The following is a 13454-nucleotide window of genomic DNA, read 5'->3' as shown; positions in this document are numbered from 1 at the left end:
CCGGGCCTAGTGCTTATCCGGGCCCAGTGAAGGAACTCAGCTGAATCGGACGATGGCCGTCAGAGAACGCGCCAGATCCGACCGCTCGGACGATGTGGTATCGGTGACCGGCGCGGCGGCGTCGCGGGCCTGTTGCTCGCGTTCCTTACGCCAGCCGGCGCGGCGCGATCGGGACTCCTGCCTCGCTCGGCGAGCGGCGCGGGCAGCCTCGTGTCGGGCACTGCGCGCGGCGCGAGCGGCACGCGAACTCTTGCTCTGATCGGTCATAAGATCCCCTGTCATCCCCTCATCGGGGGTCGACATCCCCCGTCAGTGTGCGCTGTGACAGCTCGGAAGTACAGAGCGGGGCCTTGACTCGCCCTCACCGATCCGGGGTCGACCGCGCTGGTGGCCCGATTCGGGAGGTGTCAGGCACAGTGGATACGAGGCGTAACTGGAAGGTTGCGCGGCGTAGCCTGAGGTTATGGACAGTAGGCGTCCCGAACGCCTGCACCGGCGGTGGCGTCGCGCCGCCGGGTGGTTGTTGTTGGCCATCGCGGTGACCTTGCCGGGCAGCGTGGCGGCGGCCGCGCCCGCGCCCGCGCCCGCCGTGTCCGACGCACGCGCCGAACTGATCCAGCGGACTCCGGCCCCCGGTCGACTCATCCAGGTGGCTGGGTTGGGTCATCAGCACCTGTGGTGTCGCGGACCGATCCCCGGCCCTACGACTCCGACGGTCGTGGTGATCTCCGGGGCGGGGGATTTCTCGTTGTCGTGGCGACAGGTCCAGTCACGGCTGGCGTCTCACAACCGAGTGTGCACCTACGACCGAGCCGGGCTGGGGTGGAGCGCCACCGGGCCCAGCCCCCGCACGGGGGCCACCATCGTCGACGAGTTGACCGATCTTCTCGCCGCGGGCGACATCCACGGACCTCTGGTGATGGTCGGGCATTCGATGGGTGGGATCTACGCGCGGATGTTCGCAGCGCGACACCCAGCACGGGTCCGCGCGGTGGCCTTGATCGATCCCGGCGACGAACGGCTGGACGTCACTGTGCCGGCTGCGGAACGCGCCGGGATGCGGGCGGGGACGGCTGCGGCCGTCACCCGTCAACTCGCGTCCGGACGGCAATGTACGGCTGACGTTCTTTGCCCACGACCTGTCACTACTGCCTCTCGTGGAGGACCTCCCGTTGCGCGACGCGCGAACCTACCGTCGGTTGCAGGCTGCCCGATGCCGAATGTGGCGCACGGTAGCCGCGGAGGGCCTGGGAGCGGCCACGACCTGGAAGCAAGCGCGCCGGCTCGACCTCGGAGCGGGTTCACTGGGACATCGACCCGTCGCGGTGCTGGTCAGTGACGCGGATGTGCCCTTGGTGGCTGACCCGGCCCTGAACGCCGTCGTACTTCGCCAGTGGCGAGCCCTGCAGCGCACCCAGGCGCAACTCAGTGACCGCAGCACGTTCGCCGTCGCGCCCGGCAGTTCCCATCTGATGATGCTCGACCGCCCGGGTTCCGTGGCCCGCACGATCCGCTGGGCGCTGCACCGGGTCCGATGAGGACACTCCCGCAGCCAGCCCGGGAACCTGCCGGAGATCCTCGGCGCCTCCAGGGGTGCTCGGACGGCGCCCAGCACCACGCCCTCCGGTGTTCGTCGCGGAGATTCGCGGCACGCGGCGCCGCTTCTACCCTGGTCATGTGCCCCGCTGGATCGCCGCCCTCCTCGACGTCGTAGCCGTGGTCGCTTTCGTCGCCCTGGGGCGCTCGTCACATTCCGAGGCGCTGTCCTTGGCGGGGCTGCTGACCACCAGCGCCCCATTCCTCATCGCTCTCGCTCTGGTCTGGGTGGTTCTGCTGGCGCTGCGCCGCGACCCGGCGTCGTTGCTGGCCGGTGTGGCCGTGTGGCTCGGGACATGGGGGCTCGGCATGGTCATGCGGGCGACAGTGTTCAGTGCGGGGACCGCTGTCGCGTTCGTCGTGGTCGCGGCCGTCTCACTCGGGGTCACCCTGATCGGGTGGCGATTGGTGGTGTGGGCGGGGAGCCGGGCATCGCTCGGGCGTCGCGGGCGGGCTGGCACGCCTGCCGAGCGAGGCTGAGTTACGGTGACGCCATGAGTGTTTCCGCATCCAAGACCGTCACCATCAACGCCCCGCTGGACCAGGTGCTCGCCACCATCCGCGATGTCGCCGGCCAGAAGGACTGGTGGCCCGGGACCATCTCCTCCGACGTCCTCGAAACAGATTCCGAGGGGCGGCCGACCAAGGCTGCCCTGGTCAACGACGTCAAGGTCGCGAAGGATTCATTCGAGCTGGACTACACCCACTCGGACACCGGGATGGCGTGGACCCTGGTGGCACCGAGCAAGGCGCAGAAAGCCCAGACCGGTTCCTGGGAACTCAAGGACAAGGGCGGCAGCACTGAGGCGACCGTCTCGCTGACTGTCGACTCATCGCTGCCGCTGCCGGGATTCGTCCAGAAGAAGGTCATCGGGGACACGTTGAAGGGCGCCACCGAGGGACTGAAGAAGCACCTCAACGGCTGAACCCGGATCCGGCCCTGCCGGACCGCGTGGGCCCGATTCACCCGCTTCGAAGCGGTTCACGTTGGGGGGATCACCCGTCGGACGGGGACTCGTCGTGGTCCTGGGGGTCCTGGGGGTCCCGACCGGTCACCGACCGATACAGCAGGCGCGCTTGCTCGGCGAACAGTTCGGGGAGGCGTCCTGCGTCCGGGATGAGTTTCGCGTCAGTGCCGAACCCGACCTGCACCCGACCGTTGTAGCTGAAGATGCAGATGGTCATCGGCTGATCACCTGAGCTCGGAGCCCACCCGAGCACCCCGTCGACAGGTGTCCCGGCGAGAGCGATCTGAGTCCTCGGCCCCGGCACGTTGGTCAACACGCCGACGGCCTTGTTCGCGAAGAAGTTGGTCAAAAACACACTCAATCGCTCTGGGGTCTCCGAGATGACCCGCTGGACACCGAAGGTGACCACCGCTTCCTGTGAGTCCTTGATCTTGCCGATACGGCGATTGACCTCGCGCAGCCGTTCTTTGGGGTCGTCGATGTTCAGCGGCATCTCGAACGCGACCAACGCGAAGTGGTTGCCCAGTTCCTCGGGCATGCCGGGGTCGAACGGCCTGAGGCTCACGGGAATCATCCACATGACCTCGTCGAGGTGCTCGCCCTTCAGGTGGAGGTACTGCTGCAGGGTTCCGGCGACCACGGTCAACAGGACGTCGTTGACCGTCGTACGGGACCGTCGCCCGACTTCCTTCACCTTGTCCAGCGGGAAAGCATCGACCCAGTGAGCAGTCTTGGCGACCCCGGGGGTTCCGCTCCACACCGTGTCCACGCTGGGACCGGCGAGCCCGAGTTTGGCCACGGAGTCCACCGTGTTGACGGCTTCGTCGGGCAGCGGCGCGAAGGCGGTGAACGCGTCGACGAGCCGGGCCGGATCACCGACGACACTGAGCGCCTCGTCAAACATCGACTGCCCGCTCGACGCCACGGACTTGACCGCCCCGCTCACTTGACCGGGTACCGCCGCTACCGCATCCGGGATCGCCTGCGCGGTTCCGGTGGGATCCGACGCTGCGGCAACGACCCGCCCCACCACCTCGGTCGCCGAGTCCCGCAACGCGTCGACACCGCCCTTGACCGTGTCAGCGGTCGCACGTCCGGTCTCTTGAACAGAGTCTGTGACGGCACCGAGTGTGTCCAGGACCGGAGTCAACGGGCCCCTCGAGGTGGAGTCCTCGACTCGTCCCCGGCCCACCGTGGCCGAAATCGCCGCATCGCCCTCGACGGGGTCACACAGCCCCAGGAACACCTGGGTCAAGCGGACACCGTCGGCGATGGAGTGGTGGAACCGGGCCATGACGGCCGCACCACTTGTTCCGTCGGGGAAGATGACGTCGTCGATCAGATGGAACTGCCACAACGGCTTGGACTTGTCGAGTGGCTTGCTGCGTTGGGCTGCGACATAGGCCTGCACCGCGTCGATCGTCGCGGGGGCCGGCAAGTCGGCGCGGATCAGGTGATTGTCGAGATCGAAGTCCGGGTCCGTCACCCAGAAGTGACCGTTCTTCTTCTTGACCGCCTTCGCAGAGAACACAGGGAACCGATCGACCATCCGCTCTTGGACCACCACAGCGACCGCATCCCAATCGGGACGTTCCCGAAACCACATGATGGAGTCGATGATCATCAGGTTGTTGGGGCGGTCCATGTTCAGCCACAGGGCGTCTTGGACACTGATCGGGGTCTGAGTCATGGGGTCCACGTTAGCCGCGTCCCCCGACGCTCTGCGTGGCGAGCGCAGCCGCATAACGGCAGGGTTCCCGGCGGCGACACTCTGGCCAGCGCAACCTCGGATTCCCTGATCCACCGGCCACCGGGCGCCACCCTCGCGGCGCCGTGTTCACCTGGCGCTAGCGGTGGATCTCGGGGTTCACAGAGGCCTCGCTGGGTTCCGTGCCCCCTGCGGCGATCTCTTCGTCGCTGGTCTGTTGCACCTGGAATCCGTAACTGGGCCCCCGCAGTTCGGACTCACTAGGCAACTCGGCCTCGATGTCGTCGGCGGTGGTGGCGTGCAGCATGAGCCAGCCGGCCCAGGTCAGCAGCACCACGATCGTGATTCCGGTGGCGATCCCCGACCAGGGATCGGGAAGCACTGTCACCTTCAACACCACGAACCCGACGAACGCCGCAGCGGGCAAGGTCAGGAACCACGCGATCACCATGTCGCGCATCACCCTCCAGTTCACCCGGCGCCGCTCGCCGACCCCCGATCCGACGATGGACGCCGAAACCGCCTGGGTCGTGGAGATCGGAACGCCCAGGTTGGTGGCCCCTTCGATCGAGCTGATCGCTCCCAGGTTCGCCGCGAATCCCGACGCTCGTGTGATCCGGGTGATCTTCAACCCCATCGTCTCGATGATCTTCCAGCCACCCCAGATGGTGCCTGCGGCGATGGCAGCGTGCGCGAGGAACACCACCCAGATGGGGGGCTCCAAAGAGGACGCATCGGTATCCACCAGGTAGCCGCCGGCGAACAGTGTCGCGGCGACAACACCCATCGTCTTCTGGGCGTCGTTGGATCCGTGCCCCCACGAGACCCACGCGGACGACCCGACCTGTGCCCACCGGAAGAACTCGGAGTCCTCGTGGATCTTGAATGCGCGCTGTAACAGCCGTACGAGTTGTACGGCAATGATCGCGATGATGAACGCGATGATCGGTGACGCGAAGATCGCGGCCACCGTCGTCTTCACCGAATCCCAGCTGATCGCGCCGAGACCACCGGCGGAGATTCCGGCGCCGATGAGACCCCCGATGAGTGCGTGACTGGACGATGACGGCAGCCCGAAGTGCCAGGTGAGGTAGTTCCAGAAGACCGCTCCCAACAGGGCCGCCAGGGTCATGCGTACTCCGAGTGGAACTCCGCCCGACGCCACTGACGGGAGAGCGTCGATGGCCACGGTCTTGGAGATCGTGTTGGCCACGGCCGTGCCCACGATGAATGCCGGCAGGAAGTTGAAGATCGCCGAGAGCCACACCGCCGTCTTGGGTTTCAGCGAGCGGGTGGCGATGACAGTGGACGTCGCGTTGGCTGCGTCGTGGAAACCATTCGTGAAGTCGAACAGGATGGCGAGGGCCACGGTCACGATGACAGCGAAGAGGATCACATCCATGGCGTGACCCTGTCCGCGCCCCTGCTGCCGGTCCAGCCGAGCAGAGCATCGTGGGCGTGCCGCCTTCAGAAGTTCGCGTTGCGTTCACCCGTCACGGGCGCAATGCCACCCCGGTCGCGATCTCGAGGACACACAGTGCCGCCAGGCGGACGGTACGTTGGTCGGCCGTGTCGGCCGTGGCGTCGACCTCGGCGATGTCCAGACTGACCACCCGCGGATCCGCCGCCGCCAGGCGGGCCGCCGAACGCAGCTCGGCCGCGGAGATGCCACCCGGCACAGACGCCGGGCAGGCGGGGGCCACACTCCGGTCACAGACATCGACGTCGAGGTCCACGTGGATGCGGCCGCCTGAACCAGCGCCCGCGATGTCGAGGGCTTCGGCCATGACGTCGGGCCACGGCCGGCGGTGCAGCGTGTCGCGGTGAACGACCGTGATCCCGTAGTCGCGGGCTCGTTCGGCGTAGTCGTTGCTGTTGGTGAAATCGTCGATCCCGATCTGGACGACCTGCGCACCGGCCAGGCCGGCTTCGATGAGACGGCGCACGGGGGAGCCGTTGCTCCGGCCGTCCCGCAGATCGTGGTGTGCGTCCAGGGTCACCAGGCCATCGGCCCGGCTACCCCGGGCGACGGCGAACGTGATCGAGTTGTCGCCGCCCAGGGCCAGTAGTGGTGTCTCAGGGAGAGCGCGCACCGCCGCGATGGTCCGCTCCTCACCGTCCGGGCCATCGGGGTCGGCGACGTCACCCAGATCGAGGATGGCGAGCGAGCTCAAGTCGATCCCGGCGGAGTCCACCCATGTGGAGTACCGCTGGAGAGCGGTTCGGATCGCCGCCGGCGTGGTGTACGCCCCGGTCGCTGAGATCGATGTCTTGTGCGCGGGAACCCCCAGCAGTGCCAGATCGACCACCGACTGCGGTGTGTGGTGCCATCGGGCGGTGGAGGCCGCGATCCATGCCGCAGCCCGGGGCCAACGAGGGTCATCGGCCATGGTGGTCCTCACGCAGCATCGGTCGACCTTTGCGCCACACCTGGGCGATCAGGTCCACTCCGGGACGGTACGCCAGGTGCAGGTAGGACGGCGCCGCCAGCAAGACGAGGTCGGCTGGTCCTCCCACGGCGAGCCGACCGAGTTCGGGTCGCCGCAGGGCAGCGGCACCTCCTGCAGTCGCCGCCCACAGGGCTTCCGCGACCGTCATGTTCATCTCGCGCACGGCCAAGGCGATGCACAGCGGCATCGACGTCGTGTAGCTGGTGCCCGGGTTGCAGTCCGTAGCCAGGGCCACGGTCGCCCCCGCGGCCAACAGGCGGCGGGCGTCCGGATAGGGCGAGCGCGTGCTGAACTCCGCGCCCGGCAGCACGGTGGCCACCGTCCGGGAGCCCGCCAACGCGTCGACGTCATCGTCGGACAGGTAGGTGCAGTGATCCGCCGAGGCGGCCTCCACGGCAACTGCGACCTGAACACCGGGCCCGGGCTGCAACTGGTTGGCGTGGACCCGAGCGGGCAGTCCGGCTGCCGCTGCCGCAGTGAGGATCGTCGTCGCTTCCTCGGCGTCGAATGCGCCTCGGTCGCAGAAGACGTCGGCCCAGGCCGCGTGCGGCCGACAGGCGGCCAGCATCGGTCCGGACACCAACTCCACGTAGCCCGCCCGGTCCTCGGCGTATTCCGGCGGCAGCACATGAGCGCCGAGGAAGGTCGTCTGCGCGCTGAACTCGGCGGCGATGCGCAGGCTGCGTTCCTCGTCTCCGACGGTCAGGCCGTAACCCGACTTGATCTCGAAGGTCGTGCTGCCCTGGCGGATCAGTTCGGTGACGAGCCGAGCGGTGTTCGCGCGCAGCTCGTCGTCCGTGGCCGCTCGGGTCGCGGTCACCGTGGTGCGGATGCCGCCGGCGGCGTAGGGCAGTCCGGCCATTCGGGCCGCGAACTCAGCCGCCCGGTCGCCCGCGAACACCAGGTGGGCGTGACTGTCGACGAACCCCGGGATCACACCGGCGCCCGCGCAGTCGATGCGGTGGTCGGCGGCGGGGGCCCGCGCCGCGGGTCCGATCCACTCGATCACCCCGTCCGCCATGATCAGTGCGGCGTCGCGGTGTAGGCCCAGGGCAGCGACGTCCGCGCCCTCGGGGTCGGAGTCGATCTCGCGGTCGTCTGCCGCGGCGTCGTCGGGGGTGTTGGTGACGAGTTCACCGATGTCCGTCAGAAGGACCGAATCACCGGCCACGTCAGGCCTGCGAGTCTTCCCGCATGGGAATCCGCACTCCACGCTGTTCGGCGACCTCGACCGCCAACTCGTACCCGGCGTCGACGTGGCGGATGACGCCCATGCCCGGGTCGTTCGTCAGCACCCGCTCCAGCTTCTGAGCCGCGAGGTCTGACCCGTCGGCGACGGACACCTGCCCGGCGTGGATCGACCTGCCCATCCCCACGCCACCGCCGTGGTGGATCGACACCCACGACGCGCCCGACGCCGTGTTGACCAGTGCGTTCAGCAGCGGCCAGTCGGCGATCGCGTCGGAGCCGTCCAACATCGCCTCGGTCTCTCGGTACGGAGAGGCCACGGATCCGCAGTCCAGGTGATCCCGGCCGATCACGATCGGGGCGCTGATGCGGCCGTCGGCCACCATCTCGTTGAAGGCGACACCGGCTTTGTCGCGTTCGCCGTAGCCCAGCCAGCAGATTCGGGCGGGCAGCCCCTGGAACGCGATGCGTTCGTCGGCGGCCCGGATCCACCGCGCCAGTGGTTCGTTGTCGGGGAACAAGTCCAGGACGGCTTGGTCGGTGGCTGCGATGTCGCGGGGATCACCGGACAACGCCGCCCACCGGAACGGTCCCTTGCCTTCGCAGAACAGCGGTCGGATGTAGGCGGGCACGAAGCCGGGAAAGGCGAAGGCCCGCTCGTATCCGCCCAACTGCGCCTCGCCGCGGATGGAGTTCCCGTAGTCGAAGACCTCGGCTCCGGCGTCCATGAATCCGACCATGCCCTCGACATGACGGGCCATGGACTCCCGGGCGCGCACAGTGAATCCCTCTGGGTCCGCGGCGGCCAGTTCGTGCCACGCGTCCGCCGAGACCCCGATCGGACAGTAGGACAGTGGGTCATGGGCGGAGGTCTGGTCGGTGACGATGTCGATGGGAACACCGCGGCGGAGCAGCTCCGGCACCACCTCGGCGGAGTTCCCGACCAGTCCCACACTCCACCCGCGGCGCTGCTCTTTCGCCTCGAGCGCCCGCGCCACCGCGTCGTCCAGGTCGTCGGTCCACTCGTCGAGGTATCGGTGTTCCACACGGCGCTCCAGCCGGGTGGGGTCGACGTCCACGATCAGGCAGGCGCCCTCGTTCAACGTGACGGACAGTGGCTGCGCGCCGCCCATCCCGCCACAGCCCCCGGTCAGCGTCAACGTGCCGGCCAGGCTGCCCCCGAACCGTTTCTGAGCCACCGCCGCGAACGTCTCGTACGTTCCCTGCACGATCCCCTGGGTACCGATGTAGATCCACGACCCGGCCGTCATCTGCCCGTACATCGTCAGGCCGAGGGCTTCGAGGCGACGGAACTCCGGCCACGTCGCCCAATCCCCGACGAGGTTGCTGTTCGCGATCAACACCCGGGGAGCCCATTCGTGGGTGCGCATGACGCCGACCGGTCGACCTGATTGCACCAGCATGGTCTCGTCGTCGCGCAGTGTGGTCAGCGTCCTGATGAGCGCGTGGAAGCTGGGCCAGTCGCGCGCCGCGCGCCCCGTGCCTCCGTACACGACCAGTGAGTCGGGGTGTTCCGCGACCTCCGGATCCAAGTTGTTCGACAGCATGCGGATCGCGGCCTCCTGGGGCCAGCCGACCGCCGACTTCGTCGTGCCGCGTTGCGCTCGCACCGGGATGGGTGTGCCGAGTTCATGTCCCATGGCCACTCCAGACGTCGGGTACAGACACGATCGAACCACGCGGTAGGTCCGGTTGCCGCTCCGCCGACCGACCCGGGTTCGGTTCCCGCGTCACTGCAGTTCGCCGATCGCAGCGGTCACGGCCGCACGCAGCTGACCGGATCCGACGACCTGGGTCGCCGCCGCGATCTCGTCGGCCACGACCCGGTCCGGGCCTGGGCCAGGGACGACCTCACGCAGTGCCGCCACCGCCGCAGCGGTGCCCGGCGCGGGTCGCAGCGGAGCGCGCAGGTCCAGAGCACGGGCTGCCGTGAGCAGTTCGATGGCCAGAACTTGGCGCAGCCCCGCGACCGCGGCCATCAGTTTGCGCCCCGCGTGCCACCCCATCGAGACGTGGTCCTCCTGCAACGCCGAACTCGGGATGGAGTCGACACTCGCCGGGACTGCCAGGCGCTTCAGCTCGGATGCGATCCCGGCAGCGGTGTACTGCGCGATCATGTACCCGGAGTCGACGCCGACTTCGTGCGCGAGGAACGGCGCCAGCCCGTGGCTGCGGGTCCGGTCCAGCATCCGGTCGGTGCGCCGCTCGCTCATCGACGCCACATCGGCCACGGGAATTGCGAGGAAGTCCAAGGTGTGCGCGATCGGCGCCCCGTGGAAGTTCCCGTTGGATTCGACGCGTCCATCCAGCGTCACGACCGGGTTGTCGATGGCGGAGTGCAGTTCCCGGTCCGCGACTCCCATCGCGTAGTCGAGGGCATCGCGCGCGGCGCCAGTGACCTGCGGGGCGCACCGCAGGGAGTAGGCGTCTTGCACGATGTGTGTCTTGTCGTTGCGATGGCTGTCCATGATCGGGGAGTGCGCCAGGAGTCTGCGAAGGTTGCCCGCCGACAGTGCCTGCCCCGGGTGAGGGCGCAACGCCTGCAGATCCGCCGCGAAGACCCGGTCGGTTCCCAACAGCGCCTCGACGGTCATCGCGGTCGTGATGTCCGCGATGGGGAGTAGCTCGGCGAGGTCCGCGAGCACCAGGCACAACATCCCGGTCATCCCGTCGGTGCCGTTGATGAGCGCCAGCCCCTCCTTCTCGGCCAGGGTCAACGGAGCGATCCCAGCGTCCCGCAGCGCATCGGCCGCGGGTCGGACCGATCCGTCCCGGTCCACGACCGACCCCTCCCCGGTGGCGGCAAGTGCCACGTGCGCCAGTGGCGCCAGGTCACCGCTACAGCCCAGCGAGCCGTGCTCGCGGACCACCGGCGTCAGTCCCGCGTTGAGCATGGCGGCGAGCGTCTCGACCACGACGGGGCGGACACCGGTGCGTCCGGTGGCCAGCGTGCGCAGCCGGAGCAGCATCATCGCTCGCACGACGTCGCGCTCAACCCCAGCACCCGAGCCCGCGGCGTGGCTTCGGATCAGGCTGACCTGCAACGCAGCCCGGCGTTCCGGGGGGATGCTCACGGTCGCGAGAGCGCCGAATCCCGTCGAGACTCCGTAGGTCGGGTTCGGCGACGCGGCCAGGGCCTCGATGGCCGCGCGGGTCTGTTCCACGCGGGTCAGGACCGCGGAGGTGACCTCGACTGGTGTCTCGTCGCGGGCCACGGTCACCACGTCGGCGATGCTCACGTCAGCGAGGTCGATCGCCTCCCGGGGAGTACTGGCCGTCACGCGTCTCAACCTGCGCAGGGTTCACTCTGGATCGAGCCGTTGGGGCACGTGACATTGATCCACACCGCGCGCGGGAAGATCGCGCCGGTGAAGTTCGCCCCTTCGAAACTCGAGTTGATGATGATCACGGATCCGAGCGAGGCGTCGGTGAAGTCGGCTCCGTTCATGGCAGTCAGTTGGATCGAACTCGCGTGCATGAAGGCTTGGCTGAAGTCGGCGCCGTCCAACAACCCGCTGCTCAAGTCGGCTGAATACAGTAGGGCGCCGCTGAAGTCCGCGGGTGTCGTCGCGACGACGCCGTAGAGGTTGGCGTTCTCGAGGTTGGCATTGGTCAGGTTCGCATCAGTGAGGGTGGCTCCCCAGAAGTTGGTGTTGATCAGGTTGGTCGTGAGCTTGGGTTTGGCGGTCGAGAACGGGGGTGGCGGCGGGGGCTGGTTCGCGCCTCCGAGGTCAGCGCCAGTCAGGTCCGATCCGTAGAAGTTGGCGTTGCTGAAGTCGCCGTTGTTGAGGGCGGCCTTCTGCAGGCTCGCCCCTTGGAAGTTCGCATCCTCGGCATCGACCTTGGCCAGGTCCGCCTTGTCCAGGTCCACCCCGGTGAGGTCGGTGTCGGACAGTTTTGCGCCCTGCAGGTTCGCCCGCTCGAGGATGGCACTGGACAAGTCGGCGTTACGCAGATCGGCGCCGCTCAGATCGGCAGCGGTCAGGTCGGCCCCGCGCAGGTCCGCACCGCGCATCTTGGCCTTGTGGAAGTCAGCTCGCTTGAGGCTGCCGTGGGCGCGGACCTTCCAGTTGAGTGACGCCTTGGCGCACTTCGCGCGGGGCCCCAGGTCGCAGGTGGCGGCAGTCGCGGGAGGGGCGATGACTGAGGCGGCGAGGGTCACCCCGGCCACGGCGAACGCGGTGATGAGTCGTTGAATCGTCACGCGCTCACTGAATCACGCGGTGGCCCTCGTGTCCCGCGGACCGCCGCCCCAGCTGCCGGCTCAGTCGCTGTGGGCCGGCGCTGCCGTAGGTGACTGCGGCAGTGCTGCGCAGGCGAACCCCACGGCGGCTATGGCGAGCACCGCCGCCAGCGGGAGGACCACAGACAGAATCCCCGCGGCGATGACGAGCACCATCCCGGCGATCAACCAGGCCGGGGCGCCCAGTCCGGTGCGTATCCGGATGAGGATCATTCCGCCGAGGATCAAGAGCCCTGCCGCAGCGAGTGCCGGACCGGCGATCCCATGCAGATGCCCGCCCAGTCCTTCGGTCGCGGTGACGATGGCGGACTTCTTCAAGGCCAGGGCCAGGGCGATGATTCCGGCGATCAGGCTCAGGTGTCCGTAGGAGAACGCGTCTCGGCCCAACCTCGCCTGTTCGGCCCCGCTGCGCGCCGCCAGCGCTGCCAGCATTCCGTCGGCTGCACGTCGGAAGTAGAGAACGTACAACAGTGCGGCACACACCACGCCGATCAGGCCGAGCGCGATCGAACCGGCGGTCGGAGGCGTGCCCGCGATGGCCAGGCCGACGGCGATCAGCGACTCACCGATGGCGATGATGATGATGAGTCCGTGGCGTTCGGCGAAGTGATCCGCCGCCAAGTACCAGCCGCGGCCCCCGCCAGTGAACGCCCCGATGGGGTCGATGATCACCGCGAGCGCGACGAAGACCACCGCCGCCGTCCCCCCGACGATCGCGCCGACGAGCAAGAGCGCCGACGCGACTCCGGCGCTGGCCGCCAGCTGCATGGTCGCCTTCCGCAGTTCGGGTGAGTCCGCCCCCAACAGGCGGAACAGGACGATGTGCAGCGCTCGAACGGCGATGTAGCTGCCGGTGGCCACGATCGCCCACACCCCGCCGGTGAACCAGGCCGGCATGAGCACGGCGACGACGAACATCGCGGCCATGGCTCCGAACAGGGCTGCGGTCGGGGCGCGGTCGTCGACGCGCGCACTCGTGCCCAGCCACGAGTAGGCGACCCAGGAGAAGTACACGAGGCACAGCAGGAGCAACCCCTGCAGAGCTCCATACCCGGTGGGATCAGCCGCCACGAAGGCGGTGACCTGGGTGATCGCGAAGACGAACACGAGGTCGAAGAACAACTCCAGCGTGCTGACGGAGTGCTCCGCATCGGCCCTGACAAGGCGGCTCATGCCGAAATGCCTTCATCCGGTCGAGTGATGTCGGAACCGCTTCGCATGGCCCCTCCCTGGGGGTGTGGTCCGCCCGCCGCCGATCTCGGTGTTTCGGCGGGGATATT

Annotated in this window: 13 protein-coding genes; 4 read left to right on the top strand and 9 right to left on the bottom strand. The window is 68.2% G+C overall.

Annotated elements, in window-relative coordinates:
- Positions 1–36: 36 nt before the first annotated feature.
- A complete protein-coding gene (locus V9E98_05000; GenBank protein MEI2716343.1) occupies positions 37–282 on the bottom strand; it encodes a hypothetical protein in 246 nt (81 codons plus the stop codon).
- A gap of 181 nt (positions 283–463) precedes the next feature.
- Here V9E98_05000 and V9E98_04995 point away from each other — a divergent pair, with 181 nt between their 5' ends.
- The 4 genes from V9E98_04995 (at position 464) to V9E98_04980 (ending at position 2522) form a co-directional block, all read left to right on the top strand.
- Positions 464–1339: an alpha/beta fold hydrolase gene (locus V9E98_04995; protein ID MEI2716342.1), complete on the top strand. Its 876-nt coding sequence runs from the start codon at positions 464–466 to the stop codon at positions 1337–1339.
- Positions 1326–1538, top strand: a complete 213-nt coding sequence (locus tag V9E98_04990) for a hypothetical protein (protein MEI2716341.1) — start codon at positions 1326–1328, stop codon at positions 1536–1538. The genes V9E98_04995 and V9E98_04990 overlap by 14 nt, the downstream gene beginning before the upstream one ends.
- A gap of 139 nt (positions 1539–1677) precedes the next feature.
- Positions 1678–2076: a DUF3054 domain-containing protein gene (locus tag V9E98_04985; protein MEI2716340.1), complete on the top strand. Its 399-nt coding sequence runs from the start codon at positions 1678–1680 to the stop codon at positions 2074–2076.
- Between the two features lie 14 nt (positions 2077–2090).
- Positions 2091–2522 (top strand): SRPBCC family protein, encoded by a 432-nt coding sequence (locus V9E98_04980; GenBank protein MEI2716339.1) that lies wholly within the window; start codon positions 2091–2093, stop codon positions 2520–2522.
- Positions 2523–2592: 70 nt separating this feature from the next.
- On the opposite strand, the gene V9E98_04975 is transcribed toward V9E98_04980, so the two are convergent.
- From V9E98_04975 to V9E98_04940, 8 genes are all read right to left on the bottom strand, one after another.
- The gene (locus V9E98_04975) at positions 2593–4254 is read right to left on the bottom strand and encodes a WS/DGAT domain-containing protein (protein ID MEI2716338.1); all 1662 of its coding nucleotides are present in this window, start codon (positions 4252–4254) and stop codon (positions 2593–2595) included.
- Between the two features lie 157 nt (positions 4255–4411).
- Entirely contained in the window at positions 4412–5674 is a 1263-nt protein-coding gene (locus V9E98_04970) for an inorganic phosphate transporter (protein MEI2716337.1), read from the bottom strand.
- 91 nt (positions 5675–5765) lie between these two features.
- A complete protein-coding gene (locus V9E98_04965) occupies positions 5766–6662 on the bottom strand; it encodes an arginase family protein (protein ID MEI2716336.1) in 897 nt (298 codons plus the stop codon).
- Positions 6652–7893, bottom strand: a complete 1242-nt coding sequence (gene hutI, locus V9E98_04960) for an imidazolonepropionase (protein MEI2716335.1) — start codon at positions 7891–7893, stop codon at positions 6652–6654. Before hutI ends, V9E98_04965 begins: the two co-directional genes overlap by 11 nt.
- 1 nt (position 7894) lies before the next feature.
- Positions 7895–9571, bottom strand: a complete 1677-nt coding sequence (hutU, locus tag V9E98_04955; protein MEI2716334.1) for a urocanate hydratase — start codon at positions 9569–9571, stop codon at positions 7895–7897.
- Positions 9572–9661: 90 nt separating this feature from the next.
- On the bottom strand, positions 9662–11212 hold the full coding sequence (gene hutH, locus V9E98_04950) for a histidine ammonia-lyase (GenBank protein ID MEI2716333.1): 1551 nt from the start codon (positions 11210–11212) through the stop codon (positions 9662–9664).
- Positions 11213–11217: 5 nt separating this feature from the next.
- Positions 11218–12135, bottom strand: a complete 918-nt coding sequence (locus V9E98_04945) for a pentapeptide repeat-containing protein (protein ID MEI2716332.1) — start codon at positions 12133–12135, stop codon at positions 11218–11220.
- 60 nt (positions 12136–12195) lie between these two features.
- Positions 12196–13347, bottom strand: coding sequence for a low temperature requirement protein A (locus tag V9E98_04940; protein ID MEI2716331.1), 1152 nt, complete (start codon positions 13345–13347; stop codon positions 12196–12198).
- Positions 13348–13454 lie beyond the last annotated feature (107 nt).

Source organism: Candidatus Nanopelagicales bacterium, from assembly GCA_037045355.1.
Taxonomy (GTDB): Bacteria; Actinomycetota; Actinomycetes; order S36-B12.
The sequence above is the reverse complement of the archived record's forward strand: the minus strand, read 5'-3'. Positions and strand labels throughout refer to the sequence as shown.

Excerpts from the sequence above, each read along its gene's own strand:
- V9E98_05000 (MEI2716343.1), bottom strand. The coding sequence starts at position 282 with ATGACAGGGGATCTTATGACCGATCAGAGCAAGAGTTCGCGTGCCGCT.
- V9E98_04995 (MEI2716342.1), top strand. The coding sequence starts at position 464 with ATGGACAGTAGGCGTCCCGAACGCCTGCACCGGCGGTGGCGTCGCGCC.
- V9E98_04980 (MEI2716339.1), top strand. The coding sequence starts at position 2,091 with ATGAGTGTTTCCGCATCCAAGACCGTCACCATCAACGCCCCGCTGGAC.
- V9E98_04975 (MEI2716338.1), bottom strand. The coding sequence starts at position 4,254 with ATGACTCAGACCCCGATCAGTGTCCAAGACGCCCTGTGGCTGAACATG.
- V9E98_04970 (MEI2716337.1), bottom strand. The coding sequence starts at position 5,674 with ATGGATGTGATCCTCTTCGCTGTCATCGTGACCGTGGCCCTCGCCATC.
- V9E98_04965 (MEI2716336.1), bottom strand. The coding sequence starts at position 6,662 with ATGGCCGATGACCCTCGTTGGCCCCGGGCTGCGGCATGGATCGCGGCC.
- hutU (MEI2716334.1), bottom strand. The coding sequence starts at position 9,571 with ATGGGACATGAACTCGGCACACCCATCCCGGTGCGAGCGCAACGCGGC.
- V9E98_04940 (MEI2716331.1), bottom strand. The coding sequence starts at position 13,347 with ATGAGCCGCCTTGTCAGGGCCGATGCGGAGCACTCCGTCAGCACGCTG.